Here is a 17312-nt window from a genome sequence, read left to right as displayed (position 1 = left end):
CGTTCGTTCAACACGAACTGTAGGCCAGAAAACCAGTGTGGAAGAGCGCTTCTATTTGACCAGTATGCGAAACCATGCCGCACTGATTCTGAGAACGAGCCGACTGCATTGGGGCATAGAAAATCAGCTTCACTGGGTGCTGGACGTGGTTTTTGATGATGATGCTTCAAAGGTCAAGAACCGAATTGCAGCCCAGAATTGGGTCATGGTGCGGCAGATGGCTGCCCATCTGCTGCGGCGTGAAGGGACGGGCAAGGGAAGTCTGGCCTCTAAACAGTTCCGCGCCACGATGGATTTGCCATTTCTAGAGGCTGTCCTGACTTTGCGGTAGCCCTGTGCAGGGCTTCGCGCGCGAGGAAGCGGAGGCGCGCAAGGTCGCCGCCATCGGGCAGGAACTGTACGACGAGGGCATGAAGGCGGTGGTGATCCGCAACCGGGCCTTTCCGCTGGTGCATTTTATCGCCAACTTCGGCAACATCCTGATGCTGGGCGGCGGGGTGGTGTGATCGCAGGCGGCCAGTTCACGCTGGGCGGGCTGCTGGCGTACCGGGGCTACGGGCGCTACTTCTACGGTCCCATCGACGATCTGGTGGGCCTCAACGATCTGCTTCAGCGCGCCGAGGCCAGCGGGCGGCGCATCTTCGAGGTGCTGGACGCCCCGGTCACGGTGCTGGAACGCCCGGACGCGGTGCCGTTGCCGCAGCCGGTCACGGGCGAGATCGTGTTCGAGAACGTCACCTTCGGCTACGATCCGGCCCAGCCGGTGCTGCGCGGCCTGAATCTGCGGGTGCGGCCCGGCGAACGGGTGGCGCTGCTGGGCGCGTCCGGGGCGGGCAAGAGTACCCTGATCGGGCTGCTGACGCGCGTGTACGATCCGCAGTCGGGCCGCGTGACCCTGGACGGCCACGACGTGCGGGACCTGACGCTGCCCTCGCTGCGGCGCGCCGCCGCCGTGATGCCGCAGGACACCTTCCTGTTCTACGACACCGTGCTGGAAAACGTGCGCTACGCCCGTCCCGACGCCACGCCGCAGGAAGTAGATCTGGCCCTTGAGCGTGCCGGGGCGGCCTCGTTCGTCGCGGGGCTGCCGCAGGGACTGGACACCATTGTGGGTGAGCGCGGCGTCAAACTCTCGGGCGGACAGAGACAGCGCTTGGCCATTGCCCGCGTGCTGCTCGCAGACCCCGCCGTGCTGCTGCTGGACGAGCCGACGAGCGCCGTGGACGCCGAATCCGAGGCGCTGATCGTGCGGGCGCTGGAGGAAGCGATGGAGGGACGCAGCGCCCTGATCGTGACCCACCGCCTGTCGCTGGCCCGCAGTGCGGACCGGGTGGTGGTGCTGGAGGGCGGCGTGATTGTGGAAGACGGTCCACCCGCCGCACTGCGTTCGAGGGGTGGAAGATACGCGGCGCTGGAACGCGCCCAGACTCCTGGCCTGCCCGAGCAGGTGTAGAAGCGTGCAGGCGTTTCCTGGAGTTCATTTCCCAATTTCCTGACGGTTACACGGCGGGGGCTTGCTGCCACACGCCGGAAGAAGCATGGCCCCGCATTCCCGAGGAGAACAACCCCGAAAGGTCAGAAGTGATACCGGAAAGATCAGTCCCCCTGCAATTCCAGCTCCCCTCTAGCCTCTTCCTGCATGGTGCGCCAAGCGACCTTGCCTGTCGGGCCACGCGGCAGGGCATCTACGAACCGGACCTCGCGCGGGGCCTTGTAGTGGGCCATCTGTTCGCGTGCCCAGGCGATCACATCAGCCTCATCCGGGCGCTGGCCGGGGCGCAGCACGATGACCGCGCGCACCCGCTCGCCAGTCCGCGTGTCCGGGACGGCGATCACGCAGGCTTCCTGCACGGCGGGATGGGCGTGCAGCAGCGCCTCTACCTCGGCGGGCCAGACTTTCATGCCGCCCACGTTGACCATGCGCTTGAGCCGGTCCACGAAAAAGAAATAGCCCTCGTCATCCACGTAGCCCAGGTCCCCGGTGCGGAAGTAACGCTGGCCGCCCAGTTCCAGAAACGCCTCCGCCGTCGCTTCCGGGCGGTTCCAGTAGCCCTGGAACACCTGCGGCCCGCGCGTCACGATTTCCCCTACCTCACCCTGCGGCACTTCCTGGCCCGACTCCGGGTACACGATGCGGGAGTCCACGTCAAAGACCGGCAGGCCCAGGCATTGCAGTTTGGGACGGTTCATGGGATTGAAGTGGCTCTGCGAGATGGTCTCGGTCAGGCCGTAGCCTTCCACGAAGGACAGGCCAGTCAGGTCGCGGAGTTGCCGCGCCAGGGCTTCGGGCATCGCCGCGCCGCCGCCCACGATCATCCGCAGCGTGGGCATGTCGGCTGCCGACAGATCAGGCAGGCTCAGCAGGTCCACCACCAGCGTCGTGATGGCGAACCACACGGTCACGCCCTGGGTGCGGGTCAGCTCGCGGGCCAGCGCCTTGTCCCAGCGGGCCATCATGACCACCCGGTTGCCCAGATACAGGCCCATCAGCATGTCGTGGATGAACGCCGAGACGTGAAACAGCGGCAGGGTCATCAGCAGCACGTCGGCGGGGTTCGCGCCGCGCATGACCGCGCTGCCAGTCACGTTGGCCTGTACGCTACCGTGCGTGTGCATCGCGCCCTTGGGCTTGCCGGTGGTGCCGCTGGTATACGGCAGCGCCGCCAGATCCCCCGCGCCCACCCTGGCCTCGGGTGCGGGCGCGGCACGCAGGGCCGTTTGCCAGTCCACGTCCCCGGCCTGAAGTTCGGGGCGGCTGTCCAGCCCGGAAGGCAGCGGCAGAGTGGTGCCTTCCGAGAGGTCCGCGACGACGGCATGTTCCAGCCCTGCCGCCCTGAGCGCCGCGTACTGCTCGCCCCCCACCAGGCCGACGGTGATCCCGGCGTCCCCCAGGAAATAGCGGTACTCCTCTGGGCCGAGCATGGGCGGCAGCGGCACCAGCACCGCGCCCAGCCGCCAGATCGCGTGCGCCGCCGCCACCCACTGCGGGCTGTTCTGCATGGCGATCAGCACGCGGTCCCCCTGCACTACGCCTGCTGCCGCCAGATGACCGCTCAGCGCGTCGGCCTCGGCGAGCAGTTCGCGGTACAGCACCTCGCGTCCGTAGAACCACAGGGCCACCTTGTCGGGATAACGCCGCGCCGACACGCGCAAATTGTCGTACAGGCTGGTCTGCGGCACGTCCAGACTGAACGGCTGCCCGGGCGGCCAGTAGCGGGTGCTGGGGCTGAGGGGCTGGCTGGGGCTGGGAGGCTGAGTAGAACGGGCGGATGAGGACTGGATCATGTGCTGTTCCCCCTGAACGGCCAGCGCGGACTGGAGCCGCTGCCACGAATTTTTGACGGTGAAGACGGGGTTCAATGTATCCCATGCCGACACGGAGATTTGACGTGGGGGCGCGTCCCTGGCCATGATGGGCCATCTTCAATCCAGCTTCCCGCCAGATGGACACGTCTGTCTGCGCGGTTCCTTCTCGCCCCGTAATCCCTGCTGCGCAAAGGAGTTCCACATGACTGCACAGACCTTCACTGGCCCCGTTCCCGCCGATCAGATGGGCTTTACCCTGCCACACGAACACGTCATCTTCGGCTATCCCGGCTATCAGGGGGACGTGACCCTGGGCACGTTTGACCACGCCGCCGCGCTGGACGAATGTGTGCGGGTGGCCGGGACCCTGCGCTCGCGCGGCGTGCAGACCGTCGTGGACGCCACCCCCAACGAGTGCGGGCGCAACCCGGCCTTTCTGCGCGAGGTCAGCGAGAGATCCGGCCTGAACATCCTGTGTTCCAGCGGTTTTTATTACGAGGGTGAGGGGGCCACCGCCTACTTCAAGTTCCGTTTCTCGCTGACCGACGGCTTCTCTGAAGTTTACGAGATGATGCTGCGCGAGGTGACGGACGGCATCGGGACGACGGGTATCCGGGCGGGAGTCCTCAAGCTGGCCAGCAGCCGCGACGAGATCAGCCCCTACGAGCGGGTCTTTTTCCGGGCGGCGGCCCGCGTGCAGCGCGAGACGGGCGTGCCGATCATCACCCACACCCAGGAGGGCCGCCAGGGACCGCAGCAGGCCGAACTGCTGGTGGGCGAGGGCGCTGATCCGGGGCGCGTCATGATCGGCCACATGGACGGCAACACGGACCCGGATTACCACCGGGAGACCCTGAAACATGGCGTCAACATCGCTTTTGACCGACTCGGATTGCAGGGTCTAGTGGGTACGCCGATGGACACGGACCGCCTGCGGGTGCTGGAGGCACTGCTGGGCGACGGGCACGCCGGGCGCATCCTGCTGTCGCACGACACCATCTGGCAGTGGCTGGGCCGCCCGCTCCCGCTGCCGGAGGCCATCCTGCCCGCCATCAAGGACTGGCACCCCACCCATCTGATGGACGACATTCTGCCCGAACTGCTGCGGCGCGGCATTTCACAGGAGCAGATCGACCAGATGACGGTCAAAAACCCCGCCCGCGTCTTTGGTTGAGAGGCCCGGATCGTGGCATTTGACTGCCGCCTTGCCCCACCGCGCCCAGGATGGAAAACAGAAGCGTCGTCCCGGACTAACTCCTATGCTCAGGATCCAGGCAGACCGTCGCCCAGAAATCTGCGCATCTGCGGGATGCCACGCTTCAATTCGGGCATATTGCCCACTCCGCGTTCACCCCGTACAGCGTTCCCCGCACCACCCCTTGCCATTCGCACCAGTCATCTGCTAATCTGCGCCCCGCTGAGGGGGCTTAGCTCAGCGGGAGAGCATCCGCTTTGCAAGCGGAGGGTCTGGGGTTCGAATCCCCAAGCCTCCACCAAGAAAGGACGTCGTTTACGGCGTCCTTCTTTCTTTTTGACCCTGGTCCAGCGTCTCAGTTGGCAAGTTGACAGGGTTTGACAGGGAAAGGACTTTTATGCGGCCCAACTGCATAAACGTGAAGGGCCAGGAAACACACTCTCTGGCCCTTCGCGCTCTGCGCTGTTAACTGACTGACTCTCCCCCTTCTTCCTGGCTGTCCACCAGTCCCAGACGCTCAGCCCCGATGAACGCCGCACGGGTCTGGCGGCCCTCTACGTTGCGGGCGTAGTGCAACGTCATTTCCGGAGTTGAGTGCCCCGCCGCTCGCTGCACCTCGTGGACCTTCAATTCCCCGAGCACCGCCGTGATCCAGGCCGCCCTCGTCTCGTGCAGGGGCCGGTGCGGCAGGCCGGCGCGTTTCAGAATCTCGCTCCACTCCCGCTGCACGTTGCGGACCAGGAACGGCGTTCCGTTCCCTGTTGGAAACATCGGCGCATACGGTTCAGGGGCCGGGGGCGCGGGCACCCAGCCTGCCGCGTACCGGCGGGTCGAGGCTTGACGCTGAAGGGCACGGGTCTCAGCCTCGTCCTTGACCGTTTTCCGCTGACCCCAGAGGGGACCAGCAGCGGCGCGGGCCCTCGAAACTGCCACAAGGTGGTCCGCCAGGATCTGGCACACGGCGGGAGGCAGGGGCAGTTCGCGCAGCGCATGCTCGGTCTTCGGCTTGCCCCGCCCGCCCCCCTTCTTGGCCGTTCCGGTGATCCGCAGGACCCCGCTGGCCGGATCGTAGTCCTCCAGACACGCGCCCACCAGCTCGCCCACGCGGGTACCGGTGGCCATCAGAAGGATGAAAAAAGCAGACATCCGGCTTTCCTTCACGGCTGCATGGAGGCGGGTGAGTTCCTCCGGCGTCCAGGTCGTTCGCGGGGCAGACGCAGCGACAACGGGAGCCCGGACGCCACGAACAGGGTTGCGGGGCAGGAGGCCGCGCTGAACAGCCTCCTCAACGGCGCTGCGCAGTTGCCGGAAAGCCTTGGCCCGCGTGCTCGGTTTGTAGCCTGCTTGACGCAGGCTCCCGAGCATCGCCTCCACATGCTGCACTTCCAGTTTCTGGACCTGCCGGTTTCCAAACTGCACCAACGGCGCCACATCGAACGCACCCGAGATGAGCTCCGTCAGCCACGCGTGGTTTTCAACCGTCGAGTGTTCGGCCCCGGCATCCCGGCGTCGCCGTCCCCAGTCAACGAGCAGTTCGCGCACCGTGGTGCTGTCGCGGATCACCACGATGCCACGGTCACGGTCATGGAGTACCTTGTTGCGGGCTTTACAGGCGTCTTCTAGGGTGCGGTAGGTACTCTGGAACGCCACATGCCGCCCCTTGTCGGCGTCGAACTTACCGTTCTCAATGGTGACAGCGAAACGGCCGTCCTGGCGTTCCGTGATGTACTTCTCCTTGCCACGCGTCTTCGGTGCAGCGTTTCGGTTTTTCCAGCCAGCGGGAGGCATCGTCAGTTCACCCGGCTCAGGTGTACTGGCCGACAAACAGCACTCGGCCCAGCACCTGAACGGTTTCAGGCTCCACAAGCAGGTGGTCAACGAGCAACAGCATCTGCCCTTCCGGCGCAGCGCAGGCGCGCGCCTGCCGCACGGCGCCGCCCTGCTCGATCAGATACCGTCCCCCCGGAACGAGACCGCGTTCACCGTGATCGACGATCAGCACGTCAGCCCCCAGAGTGTAGGCCCGCTGCCCGGAAGGCTGCTCAGGTGCCAGGTCGGCGGCGTGGGCCGCAAACACGTCCACGGCGCGCCGGTCTTCGACGATCACGCCAGTGATCGCCGCCAGGTCACTGGCCGAGAGATCAAGGACCTGAGTCAGGTAGCGCAGGTATTTGCTGTTGGCCAGCTTGGTGTGCCCATGTTCGATGGCCGACAGGTACTGGGCGCTCGGCGGCGTCTCCCCACTGAGCTGGCCGATCTGCGCGGCCACATCCACCAGGCGAAGATTCCGGCTTTCCCGGCGGCGCGCCAGCATCTGACCCGCTTGCTTTGGCGGCAGCACAGCCAGATCGAACGTCTGACCCGGCGACGGAGCCCAGATAACCTCCGACTCCGCACCTGCACTGGGCGGTGACCACTTTGCCTGTCGCCAGTGCGCGCTTCTTCTGGGGTTCGGTGGAATGGGTAGCACGCTGCCCGCCGGAGCAACACTGGGGTGGGAATCAGTCATGGCCCCATTAGAACCCAACCCGCATTTCTGATCAAGTCATAAATAGACTCGGACTTCACCATATCTTATAGTGATCAGTGATGGAACACACCACGCAAATCATCCTTGACCTCGGTATCCTGGTGCGCCTGCCCGACCTCCTGCAGCGTCTGGAATCCGCCCTCAGCACGCTCGAAACCCCTGACGTCATCCTGAACACTGCGGGAGCGGCAGCGTTGCTCAACGTCAGCGAAGGCGAGATCCGCTCGCTGGTCGCTTCGCACGATCTGCCCGCCTACGCGGTCGGCAACGGCTGGAAATTCTCCCGCCGCGCCTTGCTCGACTGGTTTCACCAACGCGCTCAGAAAAACCTCAAGGAGGCAGTTTAACATGAATGTTCTGCGTCAGAAAAAGGCCAACACATCTGTTCGCCGCCCTCCGGGCTTCGGTGGGCGCTGAACATGGCGGCCCAGGCAACCGAGCCAGAGGCGGAGGTGCGGGTCTTCGCCCTGAACCAGACCATCACCGATCAGCAGATGCCGCAGGAAGCCGCGCGCCTGGTGGCGGTCTTCCGCGAGCCAGGCGAGAAGATTTTTCTCCAGACCCTCCCCGACGGCCCTGACGAGCTGTACTTCAGGTCTGCCTGGACGGACCAGAGCGGCCAGCGCAGGGAAACGCAGAAATACAGGCTGGCCACGGCGGACGGCGGCCACCTCGAGGACTGCACGGCCAGGGGCGGAAGCTTCACGCTGGCGCAAATCGAAGCCGGACAGTACCTGCGCGCCAACCACGCCCGCCTGGGCGTGGCCTGGGTGGTCAACGTCCTCTCGGCGGAAGCCACGCGGCGACAGAGTGACCAGGTGTCCCGCGTGGCCGCCGTATACATCGATCTGGACGGCAAGCCCCTACCGCCCACGTTTCCACACCAGCCCACGGCCATCGTGGAAACCAGTCCTGGGCGTTTCCACGTGTACTGGAAGGTCACCGATCTGCCCCTCGAGGAATTCAGAACCGTCCAAAAATTCCTGGCCACCCTGTACGGCGCGGACACCTCGGTGTGCGATCTGCCGCGCACCATGCGCTTACCAGGCTACGTCCACGGCAAAAACGAGCCGGGATTCCTGACCCGGACTGTGGAACTGCATGCAGACGTGCAGCACAGCCGGGCCGAGTTGCTCGTCGGCTGGCCGGAGTTGCAAGACGCTCTGAATGCAGCGAAAGCGGACCGTGAGCAGCAACTCAAAGCCACCAGGCGGCGGCGCGCTGACATCCAAAAGCGGCAAAACGAGATCGAGGCAGGCACCCTCGTAGGATCTAACCCCGCCTGCGTCAAATACGTTCAGGTCCTGCTTGACGGCTGCTGCGCCGATCTGCTGGCGGCCCCCCTGGGCAAGAGGAACAGCACCTTGAATGCTGTCGCCTACAGGGCAGGAAGGGCCATCGGCACTGGATTTCTGGATGAGGCGGAAGTGCGCGCCTCCCTGAGCGCGGTGGCCGCACAGATCGGGCTGGGCAAGGCTGAAACGTCGGTGACCCTGGACAGCGGCCTGCAAGCGGGCAAGGCCGATCCGCTGGACCTGAGCGCAGTCGGCTCACGCGCCAGGAAGGCGAGCAAAAAAACCACGGTGACCATCAACGTGACCGCCGTGGAGGGTCTGCCAGCAGCTGAAGACCTCCCCGATCCACAGGGCGAAAACGACACCTACAGCGCCGGGCAGTTGCTTGACCTGCTGGGAGTCCGGGTCAGGTGGAATGTGGTTGCCATCGACCGTGACCTGGCACACTCCCGCAGGCTGTGCGATCACGCTGGCAATGACCTGGCCTTCGTTCCCGACCTGGGCGGCTACCTGGCCTGGAACGGAAAACAGTGGCTCGGCGGCGGCAAGTCTGGCCCGGGCCGGCTGGAGGCGCGCCAGCGCGTTCAGGAACTGGGAAAGGCCATGGAATGGGAAACAGACCGCCTGCTGAACCTGTACAGCGTGCTGGACACGGCCACCAGGCGGCTGAGCAGCTCACTGGACGCCGACCCGCGCAAGGTGACAGCCATAGCACGCCGCGCCGCCGCCATGCTCAAGGCGTACCACACGCTCCACCGCGTTGCTCGCAGCACGGAAGATGATAAGAAACAGCAGGCCATCCTCAGCAGCGCAGAGACCATGTACAAAAAACCTTTGGAGGCTTTCCAGCCGCGCCCGTGGGTGATCGGGTTTCAGAACGGCACCTGGACCAACGGCACGTTCCGCGAAGCACGGCGTGAAGACCATCTGCTCCAGCTGGCCCAGGTGGAGTACGACAGTGACGCAGATCAAGGCGACTGGGCCGCCGTGCTGGGGCGGATGACCGGCGGAAACGCCGACCTGGCCCTCACGCTCCAGGACGTGGCCGGCTACGCACTGAGCGGCGCGTCCTCGCTGCGTCTGCTGTTGTGGATGTCCGGCAAGCCAGGCACCGGAAAAAGCACCTTCAGCGAACTGCTGTCCACAGTGCTGGGTGACATGGCCACCACGGTGGACCCCAGCCACCTCGCCGGGGACTCCTCACGCGAGCGACTGGGCGCGGCCATCTGGGCGAAGCGCGTGGTCCTGTGTGCGGAAGCGGGCAACGCCCGCCTGGACGCTGAGCTGTTGAAGACCCTGAGCGGGGCCGACCGACTGCCTGGCCGACTGCTGTACAACGAGGCATTCACCTTCACCCCCACACATGTCCTGATGATGGTGGCCAACGATCCCCCACGCGTGGAGGCGTACGACGACGCCCTGAAAGACCGGGTGCTGGCGCTGCCATTCACCCATCGGCTGGACAAGGGGGACCTTCTCCTGAACGGACGGCCGATCGAGGCGCTGCGGCGGGATCCGAACAGCGCCCTGGTTCGCGGTTTCACCGCGTGGGCCGTCGAAGGGCTGACCCGGCTCCATCAGGTTGGTGCCCGGGACATTCACCGCGCCGCCGTCTGTAAGGAAGCCACGCAGAAATTCTGGCACTCGGTCGATGAACTGCACGGATTCTGGCTGAGCCTGGACCACGCGGCACTCCTGCGGGGCATGGGGATCAGCGACCTGAAGGGTTGCTATCAAGAGTGGTGCAACGCCATGGGCACCACGCCGCTGGGAGGACAGAAATTCAACCGGGCGTGCGAGTCGGTGGGACTGAAGTCCGGCAGTGACGGCAAACAGCGCCGCTGGCGACTGGACAGGCCGGCCAAATTTCCTGAGAAGGCGGACCAGCAGAGCGGGGACGAACTGACAGGTTTGACAGCTTCAAACGGTTTTTCCCAAAGCTCTCCTGATCCCTTCTCTTCTGAAAGAGAACAAGAAAGGCTTTCGGAAAACAGCCCCGAAGTTGTCAAACCTGTCAGCGCCCCACCGTCCGGCTGGACCGGAGACGACTTGTGACGCTGGTGGGCCTGTCGGCCAGGCTGCGCCAGCATGGCGTTTCCCTGACGCTGACCCCGGAAGGAAAACTCCGGCCCACGGCACGACAAGCACCGCCTGAAGAACTCTTGCAAGCGGTCCGTGACCACAGGGACCCACTGGTCCGCCGTCTGGCGCGCGGTCAGCGGCCCGATGGACGGCTCGATGTGGCCACCTTGAGCGCGGCGCCGGGACGCTGCGTCACCTGTCGCCGCTGGACCGGTCCGGACGCGTTCGGCGATGGTCTGTGTCCTCTTGGCCGGCACGCCCATGGGTGGCTGGACGGCGATCCGGACGCGCCCGTGATCACGGCGGCGCTTCACGTCTGCGCGGCACATCAAGGAAATGGCTGGCAGGTCCGGCGGACCGCTGATTCCCCTGGCGAAACAGCCCCATGAGAAAACGCCCGGTCCACAGGAACAAACAACGCACCGCCTGAGGTCTGCGTGGTGCGCGCAGCGCCCAACGGCCAGCAGGGCTTCCAGACTGCGCCCTTTTTCAGACTCAGCCGCGCCGGATCTCGGCGTCAGTCTGCCTCCTCACGGGGCCTGAACGCCAGGAGGCTGCGGCGCACCCACCGGCCGATGTCATCACGGCCATCTGGGGAGCAGTCCTTCAGGAATTCGTTTCCTGGAGCGCCGACACGCTTGAGAAAGCCAGCCGTTAATCCAGCATTTTACTTTTGTGCAGGCGGCGCTCCTCCTGAACCCTCTGACCGCTCTTGACCAGCGGAAACGGATTCAGGGCCATTTCATAATCTCTGTCCTCGTCGGGCCTCCACTCGATCGTCTCTACAGGAACACCGATAAAGGTCGCCAGCCGGATGGCCGACGTGACCGGAGGAACCACCCGGCGCGCACGCCACCGAGACACCGTCACCGTGGTGGTGTCGAGGGCGGCGGCAACCTGTCCGTTGCTCAGGTCGGCGTCGTCCAGCAGTTGGGCAAGTGGGGGACGTTCCAGAGGGAGGTTCGTTTCACCGCCGCCCAGCAGGTCCGGGGTCAGTCTATGGGTCCACAACACGGTCTGCCCGCTGACCACCACCCGTCCTGCCAGCAACTGCACGGACATCGTCTTCAGATGTTCCGCCCCTTGATCCGGCAGCAGACGCCCGAGTTGCTCCTCCATAACGATGGGCGAAACAACAGCGGTGCCGACAAATTCTGGCGTCGCAAAGTTCAGAACAAACCGATCATGGGGATTCACGTCTGGACAGTAGCACCGGCCCTCCCGATCAGCGCACCGAACGTGCCGGGCATGGAGAGTCAGAATCAGGACGCTCGCGCCAGACCGTATCTTGACGCCCTGACCGCCTGCCCGTCCTGAAGTTGCCACCCGTTCCACTACATATGCGGCTGTCTCTACCAGGTCTGCTGCACATGGCGCGGCACGGACCTGGGCGAAGCGGACGCACCGACGCGGCCGTGGCACGGATCGGCAGCCCCACTGCCGCCTTCAGCCGGGACCAGGCAGCGCGCCCGCTGACGTTAAAGTACCCGCCTGATCAGCGTCTCACCCAGGGTGTCCTGCCCTGCGCCCGGTTGCTTCTGAGAATGCCCTGCGAGGTGCCCCCGAAGGACGGACGGGGAGTCGGAAGTGGCGCTGGCTGTCGTCTTGCGAGCCGCTGAAGGCGGGAGTCAGGTGACCTTCAGAAAAACGGCCAGCACGCCCAACCGGTGCCGCCTCCATTCGTACGAAAAATGGCGGCTGGAGGCACCAGCCGTCAAGCTGCCTTTCATCTTTGCCATAATCTCAGGACCCTATGGTCCCCTGCGCCTGCCCCCCCTCCCCTGACTCGAGGCGTTCTTGAATATCTTCGAGTTTCGCCAGGACGTCATCCGTCAGTATCAGAGCTATGTTTCGTCGTTCGTCCACATCCAGGACGCGGACATCCGCGCCTACGTCGAGGGTGAATTTGCCCGGGGGACGTTCTGGCCTGATCCACTCGTTCAACTGAACCCCAATTTCATGCCGGGCGGCAGCGTGACGGAACTGGTGGGTGGGGGACACCTGCACCCCCAGTGCGCCGACATCTTTGCGTCCGAGCGTCAGGGACAACGGGCGCCGCTGAACCTGCACCGGCATCAGCGCGACGCCGTCCTGCTGGCCAACCAGGGTCAGTCCTACGTGGTGACCACCGGAACGGGATCAGGCAAATCGCTGACCTACATGATTCCGATCGTGGATCACGTGCTGCGCCGGGGTTCCGGCCAGGGGATTCAGGCCATCGTCGTCTACCCCATGAACGCCCTGGCCAACAGCCAGCGCGAGGAGCTGACCAAGTTCCTGGGCACCGATGGACCCGTCACGTTCGCGCGCTACACCGGGCAGGAAACGCGCGATGAAAAGGCAGCGATCATCGCCCGGCCACCCGACATCCTGCTGACGAACTACATGATGCTGGAGCTGATCCTGACGCGTCAGAACGAGGCGCAGCTGGTCAGCAGCGCGCGCGGGGTGAAGTTCATCGTCTTCGACGAGTTGCACACCTACCGTGGCCGTCAGGGAGCGGACGTGGCCCTGCTGATCCGCCGGCTCAGGGAGCGCCTGGACGCGCCTGAAGCCATCTGCGTGGGCACCAGTGCCACGATGTCGTCCAGCCCCACCTACGCCGAGCGGCAGCGGGCCGTGGCCGGCGTGGCGTCCCGGGTGTTTGGTGTGCCCCTGAGCCCCGAGCAGGTGATCGGGGAAACCCTGGAGCGCGTCACGGTGGGTGAGGTGACGCCGGCCGCCCTGCGCTCGGCGATCAGTGCGCCGGCGCCCGGAACATTTGCGGCGTTGATCGGTGATCCCCTGGTCGTCTGGCTGGAAAACCGGGTGGGGCTCCGCTGGGACGAGCCGTCAGGCCGCTATGAGCGCCAGCCCCCGCAGGCCGTGGCAGGCGAGGCAGGGCTGGCCGCGCGGCTCGCTGCCGAAACCGGTCTGGAGCGCGCGCTGTGCCTGGACGCCCTTCAGGAACGGTTGCTGCGCGGCAACGCCCTGACGCATCCAGACACGGGGCGTCCCGTGTTCGCCTTCCGGCTGCATCAGTTCATCAGCAAGGCCTCAGCCGTGTACGCCCCGCTGGCTCTGTCTGCCGAGCGGCGGGATCACCTGACGTTGCGGGGACAGGTGTACGTTCCAGGCACAGAGCGTCAGCAGCGCCTGTATCCGCTGGAGTTTTGCCGCAACTGCGGTCAGGAATATTACTCGGTGCGCAGGACCGATCAGGGGGGCCAGGAGGTCTTTCTCGCCCGTGGCGGCGAGGTCCGGGAAGAGAGCGCCCCACAGGACGGCTACCTGTTCGTGGGCAGCCCGCCGTGGCCGCTGGACGAGGAGGAGCAGCTCAGGCGTCTGCCCGACTTCTGGCTGGAAGAACGGGGCGGCGCGCTGCGGGTCAAGAGCAGCTACAAAAAAGACCTGCCCAGGCCCGTACGGGTCAGCGGGCTGGGTGAAACGCTCCACAGCGGGGCCGGACTGCCGGCGGCGTTCGTAGAGGCGAACTTCAAGTTCTGCCTGTGCTGTGGCGTGAGTTACGTGGGCCGCACCGGCAAGCTGACCAAGCTGGCCAGCCTTTCGAGCGAGGGCCGCAGCACGGCCACCACCCTGCTGAGCATGGCCACCGTGCAGGGCCTGCGCACGTCGGACCTGCCGCCCACAGCCCGGAAGGTCTTGTCCTTCACCGACAACCGGCAGGACGCTTCCCTTCAGGCCGGTCACTTCAACGACTTCGTGTTTGTGGCGGCCCTGCGTGCTGGACTGGCCCGGGCGCTTCAGGGAGGCCCGCTGACCCACGAGACGGTCGCCGAGCGGGTGCTGGAGGCCATGGAGCTGGACTTCGCGTCCTACGCTGCGGATCCGGCTGTGCGCTTCGGGGAGCGCAAACGCACCCTCAAGACGGCGCGGGACCTGATCGGGTACGCGCTGTACACCGATCTGGCCGAGGGCAAACGGCTGACCCTGCCCAATCTCGAGGGCGTTGACCTGGTGCGCTTCGAGTATCCAGACCTGCAGGACGTCTGCGAGGCCCACGACCTGTGGGAGGGTGCCCATCCGGCGCTGTCGGTGGTCCGCAGTGGGACAGTGGAAATCCGCCAGAAGGTGGCGCGGGCGCTGCTGGACTGGATGCGCCAGAATCTGGCCGTCAAGGTGCCCTATCTGGACGCCGATTACCTGGACGCCGCCGTGCTGAGCATGGGCCTGATCCGCGACGACAGTCCGCTGTACCTCCAGGCGGATGAAGCGAGGAAGCTGACGCTCGGCGCCCCGGTCATTCTGGGGACCAGGTCACCCGGGTTCCGCGACTCCCAGGGGGCCCCGCTGTACCTGAGTGCCATGGGCGCAGTCGGCAAGTTTCTGATGCGGCCGGACACCCTGCAGTGGTCTCAAAAAATGACCCGCGTGGATGCGGACAAAATCCTGGCCGACCTGATGGGCGCCCTGTCGGAGTTCATCGAGAAAGAAGACGGCGCGTTCCAGTTAAAAGGCACGGCCTTTACCTGGAATGCGGGTCCCGGGACCCAGGCCTACCTGGACTCCCTGCGGATCGTGCGTCCGGCAGAAAGTCCGCCGCCCAGGGTCAACTCTTTTTTCCTGAACCTCTACCGGCAACCCGCCGCCCACTTCCATCACCTGCACGGCGAGGAACACACCGCGCAGATTCGCGCCGACGAGCGGGAGCGGCGTGAGCGGGCCTTTCGCGCAGGTGAGTTGCCCGCCCTGTTCTGCTCGCCGACGATGGAACTGGGGGTGGACATCAGCGACCTGAACGTGGTGCACATGCGCAACGTGCCGCCCACCCCCGCCAATTACGCGCAGCGGTCCGGGCGCGCCGGGCGCAGCGGTCAGCCGGCGCTGGTCATGACCTACGCCACCACCGGGAACAACCACGACCAGTACTTCTTCCGCAGGCCGCAGCTGATGGTGGGGGGAAACGTGTCGACCCCGCGCATCGAGCTGGGCAACGAGGCGCTGGTGCGCTCACACGTCCACGCCATCTGGCTGGCGGAAACGGGACAGCCCCTGCCGCCCTCGCTGGCCGAACTGCTGGACGTGGCGGGGGAGCAGCCCAGCCTGACGCTGCTCAGTGACTACTCTGCGCCATTCGAGGACGACGGGGTGCAGCGGCGTGCCCTGGGCCGCGCGCAGGCCCTGCTTGACGCTCTGGGCGTGGACCTGACGCAGACCACCTGGTTTAGTCCGGAGTGGCTGGCGCTCACCCTGCGGCAGGCTCCACATGAATTTGACCGGGCCTGTGACCGCTGGCGTGACCTGTACCGCAGCGCCCTGTCACAACTCAACCTGAACAACGCGGTTCTGGCAGACGCCAGCAAGCACCAACTCCAGGAGAAAGCGCGGCGGCTGCACGCCGAGGCGAACACGCAGCTGGGCCTGTTGCGCAGCCCGGAAGGGGAGCTGTCGGACTTCTACACCTACCGGTACCTGGCCTCCGAGGGCTTCCTGCCAGGCTACAACTTCGCGCGTCTGCCCCTCTCAGCGTTTATCCCGGGGCGGCGAACAGCGAAGAACAAAGCGGACAGTTACCTGTCCAGACCGCGTTTCCTGGCGCTGAGTGAGTTCGGGCCGAACGCCATCGTGTACCACAACGGCGCGAAGTACGAGGCGCACAAGGTGATCGTTCCAGCGCGCGGCGAGACGAGCGAGCTGCCGGTCGTAAGCGCCCAGCGCTGCGAGCAGTGCGGCTACCTGCACCACGGCAGCGAGCAGGGCGCGCGGGACGTCTGTGAGCAGTGCGGCGCGCGGCTGGCCCCGGCCCAGCCCAACCTGTTCCGCATGACGTCGGTGGCCACCCGGCGCCGCGAGCGCATCGGCAGCGACGAGGAAGAACGCCAGCGCATCGGCTTCGAGGTCAGGAGCGGCCTGCGCTTCGCCTCGCGCGGGGGGGTCACGGACCGGATCGAGGCCACCGCCGCCACCGGGACAGACCCACTGCTGGCCCTCACCTACGGGGACGGCGCCACCCTCTGGCGCATCAATTACGGCTGGCGCAACCGCAGCAACAAGAACGAACTGGGCTTCCTGTTCGATCCGGAAACGTCAGAGTGGTTGAATGCCAAAGCGCTCGAACGCAAACAGCGCGCGGCCAGTGGCCGTGACCTGCACGTCCAGCGCGTGATCCCCTACGTGGAAGACACCCGCAACGTGCTGATGATCGAGCCGTCCCAGCCCCTGGACCACAGCGGCATGGCCACGCTAATGAGCGCCCTGAAAAACGCCGTCCAACTCGCCTACCAGCTCGAGGACAGCGAACTGGCGGCCGAACTCCTGCCGGACAGCAAAAACCCCCGGCAGATCCTGCTGTTCGAGGCCTCGGAAGGGGGGGCAGGGGTGCTGCAGGACCTGGTGTTCCGCGCGGGAGCCCTGGCTCAGGTGGCGGGCGAAGCCCTGACCCTGCTGCACTTTGATCCGGTAGGCGGTATGGACCTTGAAAACGCCCCGCACGCCCGCGAGCGCTGCGTGGCGGCCTGTTACGACTGCCTGATGACCTACGGCAACCAGAACTTCCACGAACTGCTCGACCGCTTCAAGGTGCGTGACCTGCTGCTCGCGCTGACGGCGGGCCAGGTGGTGGCCCAGGCAGAGGCCGGCGCCGATCATCTCGGCGGCCTGTCCGGGCAGTGCGGCCACGACCTGGCCCGCGAGTGGCTGATCCACCTGCGGGATCAGGACCTGCGCCTGCCGTCACACGCCCGCCAGCACCTGGCAGACCTCCAGGCATGCCCAGACTTCACGTACGAGGCGCACGCAGCCATGGTCTTCGTCGACGCACCGGACGCAGACGGACCGGGCCGGGACGCGCAGGCCCGTGAGAACCTGGACCTGGCCGGCTACACCGTCATCACATTCACGCCTGACCGCGCGCAGTGGCCTGAACTGCTGCGCCGGTACGCGTTCATCTTCGGGGAAGGGTAAA

At 65.7% G+C, this 17312-nt stretch carries 11 protein-coding genes and 1 tRNA gene; 8 read left to right on the top strand and 4 right to left on the bottom strand.

From position 1 onward, the window contains the following. The 3 genes from Q319_RS0107960 to Q319_RS24310 all read left to right on the top strand — a co-directional run. Nucleotides 1-331, top strand: a 331-nt coding sequence (locus tag Q319_RS0107960) for an ISAs1 family transposase (protein WP_139322927.1), incomplete at its 5' end; no start/stop codon positions are given. Between the two features lie 4 nt (nt 332-335). Continuing rightward, complete coding sequence (locus Q319_RS28610; RefSeq protein WP_245619042.1) at nt 336-506, top strand: hypothetical protein; 171 nt, start codon at nt 336-338, stop codon at nt 504-506. Then, nucleotides 503-1453 carry an ABC transporter ATP-binding protein gene (locus Q319_RS24310; protein WP_245619040.1) on the top strand — a complete coding sequence of 317 codons (951 nt, stop codon included), beginning with the start codon at nt 503-505 and terminating at the stop codon, nt 1451-1453. Before Q319_RS28610 ends, Q319_RS24310 begins: the two co-directional genes overlap by 4 nt. 143 nt (nt 1454-1596) lie before the next feature. Here Q319_RS24310 and Q319_RS0107950 read toward each other — a convergent pair whose 3' ends face one another. Further along, the gene (locus Q319_RS0107950) at nt 1597-3285 is read right to left on the bottom strand and encodes a long-chain-fatty-acid--CoA ligase (protein WP_029481680.1); all 1689 of its coding nucleotides are present in this window, start codon (nt 3283-3285) and stop codon (nt 1597-1599) included. 223 nt (nt 3286-3508) lie between these two features. Between Q319_RS0107950 and Q319_RS0107945 the strand changes: the two genes are divergently transcribed. Both Q319_RS0107945 and Q319_RS0107940 read left to right on the top strand, forming a co-directional pair. Then, nucleotides 3509-4480 carry a phosphotriesterase family protein gene (locus tag Q319_RS0107945; RefSeq protein ID WP_029481677.1) on the top strand — a complete coding sequence of 324 codons (972 nt, stop codon included), beginning with the start codon at nt 3509-3511 and terminating at the stop codon, nt 4478-4480. Nucleotides 4481-4727: 247 nt separating this feature from the next. Beyond that, nucleotides 4728-4802 (top strand) — tRNA-Ala (locus Q319_RS0107940). Between the two features lie 164 nt (nt 4803-4966). On the opposite strand, the gene Q319_RS0107935 is transcribed toward Q319_RS0107940, so the two are convergent. Both Q319_RS0107935 and Q319_RS0107930 read right to left on the bottom strand, forming a co-directional pair. Beyond that, nucleotides 4967-6289: a site-specific integrase gene (locus Q319_RS0107935; RefSeq protein WP_029481675.1), complete on the bottom strand. Its 1323-nt coding sequence runs from the start codon at nt 6287-6289 to the stop codon at nt 4967-4969. A 16-nt stretch (nt 6290-6305) separates the two neighbouring features. After that, entirely contained in the window at nt 6306-7010 is a 705-nt protein-coding gene (locus Q319_RS0107930; protein WP_156039232.1) for a helix-turn-helix domain-containing protein, read from the bottom strand. 80 nt (nt 7011-7090) lie between these two features. Between Q319_RS0107930 and Q319_RS0107925 the strand changes: the two genes are divergently transcribed. Together Q319_RS0107925 and Q319_RS0107920 are read left to right on the top strand one after the other, a co-directional pair. Then, nucleotides 7091-7378, top strand: coding sequence for a helix-turn-helix domain-containing protein (locus tag Q319_RS0107925; protein ID WP_029481672.1), 288 nt, complete (start codon nt 7091-7093; stop codon nt 7376-7378). Nucleotides 7379-7450: 72 nt separating this feature from the next. Next, nucleotides 7451-10381, top strand: a complete 2931-nt coding sequence (locus Q319_RS0107920) for a phage/plasmid primase, P4 family (protein ID WP_029481670.1) — start codon at nt 7451-7453, stop codon at nt 10379-10381. Nucleotides 10382-11062: 681 nt separating this feature from the next. Here Q319_RS0107920 and Q319_RS0107915 read toward each other — a convergent pair. Next, on the bottom strand, nt 11063-11605 hold the full coding sequence (locus Q319_RS0107915) for a helix-turn-helix domain-containing protein (protein WP_156039231.1): 543 nt from the start codon (nt 11603-11605) through the stop codon (nt 11063-11065). A 600-nt stretch (nt 11606-12205) separates the two neighbouring features. On the opposite strand from Q319_RS0107915, the gene Q319_RS0107910 reads away from it, so the two are divergent. Then, the gene (locus tag Q319_RS0107910; RefSeq protein WP_029481666.1) at nt 12206-17311 is read left to right on the top strand and encodes a DEAD/DEAH box helicase; all 5106 of its coding nucleotides are present in this window, start codon (nt 12206-12208) and stop codon (nt 17309-17311) included. Nucleotide 17312: the final 1 nt, after the last annotated feature.

Source organism: Deinococcus marmoris DSM 12784 (genome assembly GCF_000701405.1).
Classification (GTDB): domain Bacteria; phylum Deinococcota; class Deinococci; order Deinococcales; family Deinococcaceae; genus Deinococcus; species Deinococcus marmoris.
Note: the sequence above shows the minus strand (reverse complement) of the source record. Positions and strands in the feature narration are given on the sequence as shown.

Bases quoted from the DNA above. Each gene is read 5' to 3' on its own strand.
- Q319_RS0107935 (WP_029481675.1), bottom strand. From the start codon at position 6,289: ATGCCTCCCGCTGGCTGGAAAAACCGAAACGCTGCACCGAAGACGCGT.
- Q319_RS0107930 (WP_156039232.1), bottom strand. From the start codon at position 7,010: ATGACTGATTCCCACCCCAGTGTTGCTCCGGCGGGCAGCGTGCTACCC.
- Q319_RS0107925 (WP_029481672.1), top strand. From the start codon at position 7,091: ATGGAACACACCACGCAAATCATCCTTGACCTCGGTATCCTGGTGCGC.
- Q319_RS0107945 (WP_029481677.1), top strand. From the start codon at position 3,509: ATGACTGCACAGACCTTCACTGGCCCCGTTCCCGCCGATCAGATGGGC.
- Q319_RS0107950 (WP_029481680.1), bottom strand. From the start codon at position 3,285: ATGATCCAGTCCTCATCCGCCCGTTCTACTCAGCCTCCCAGCCCCAGC.
- Q319_RS0107920 (WP_029481670.1), top strand. From the start codon at position 7,451: ATGGCGGCCCAGGCAACCGAGCCAGAGGCGGAGGTGCGGGTCTTCGCC.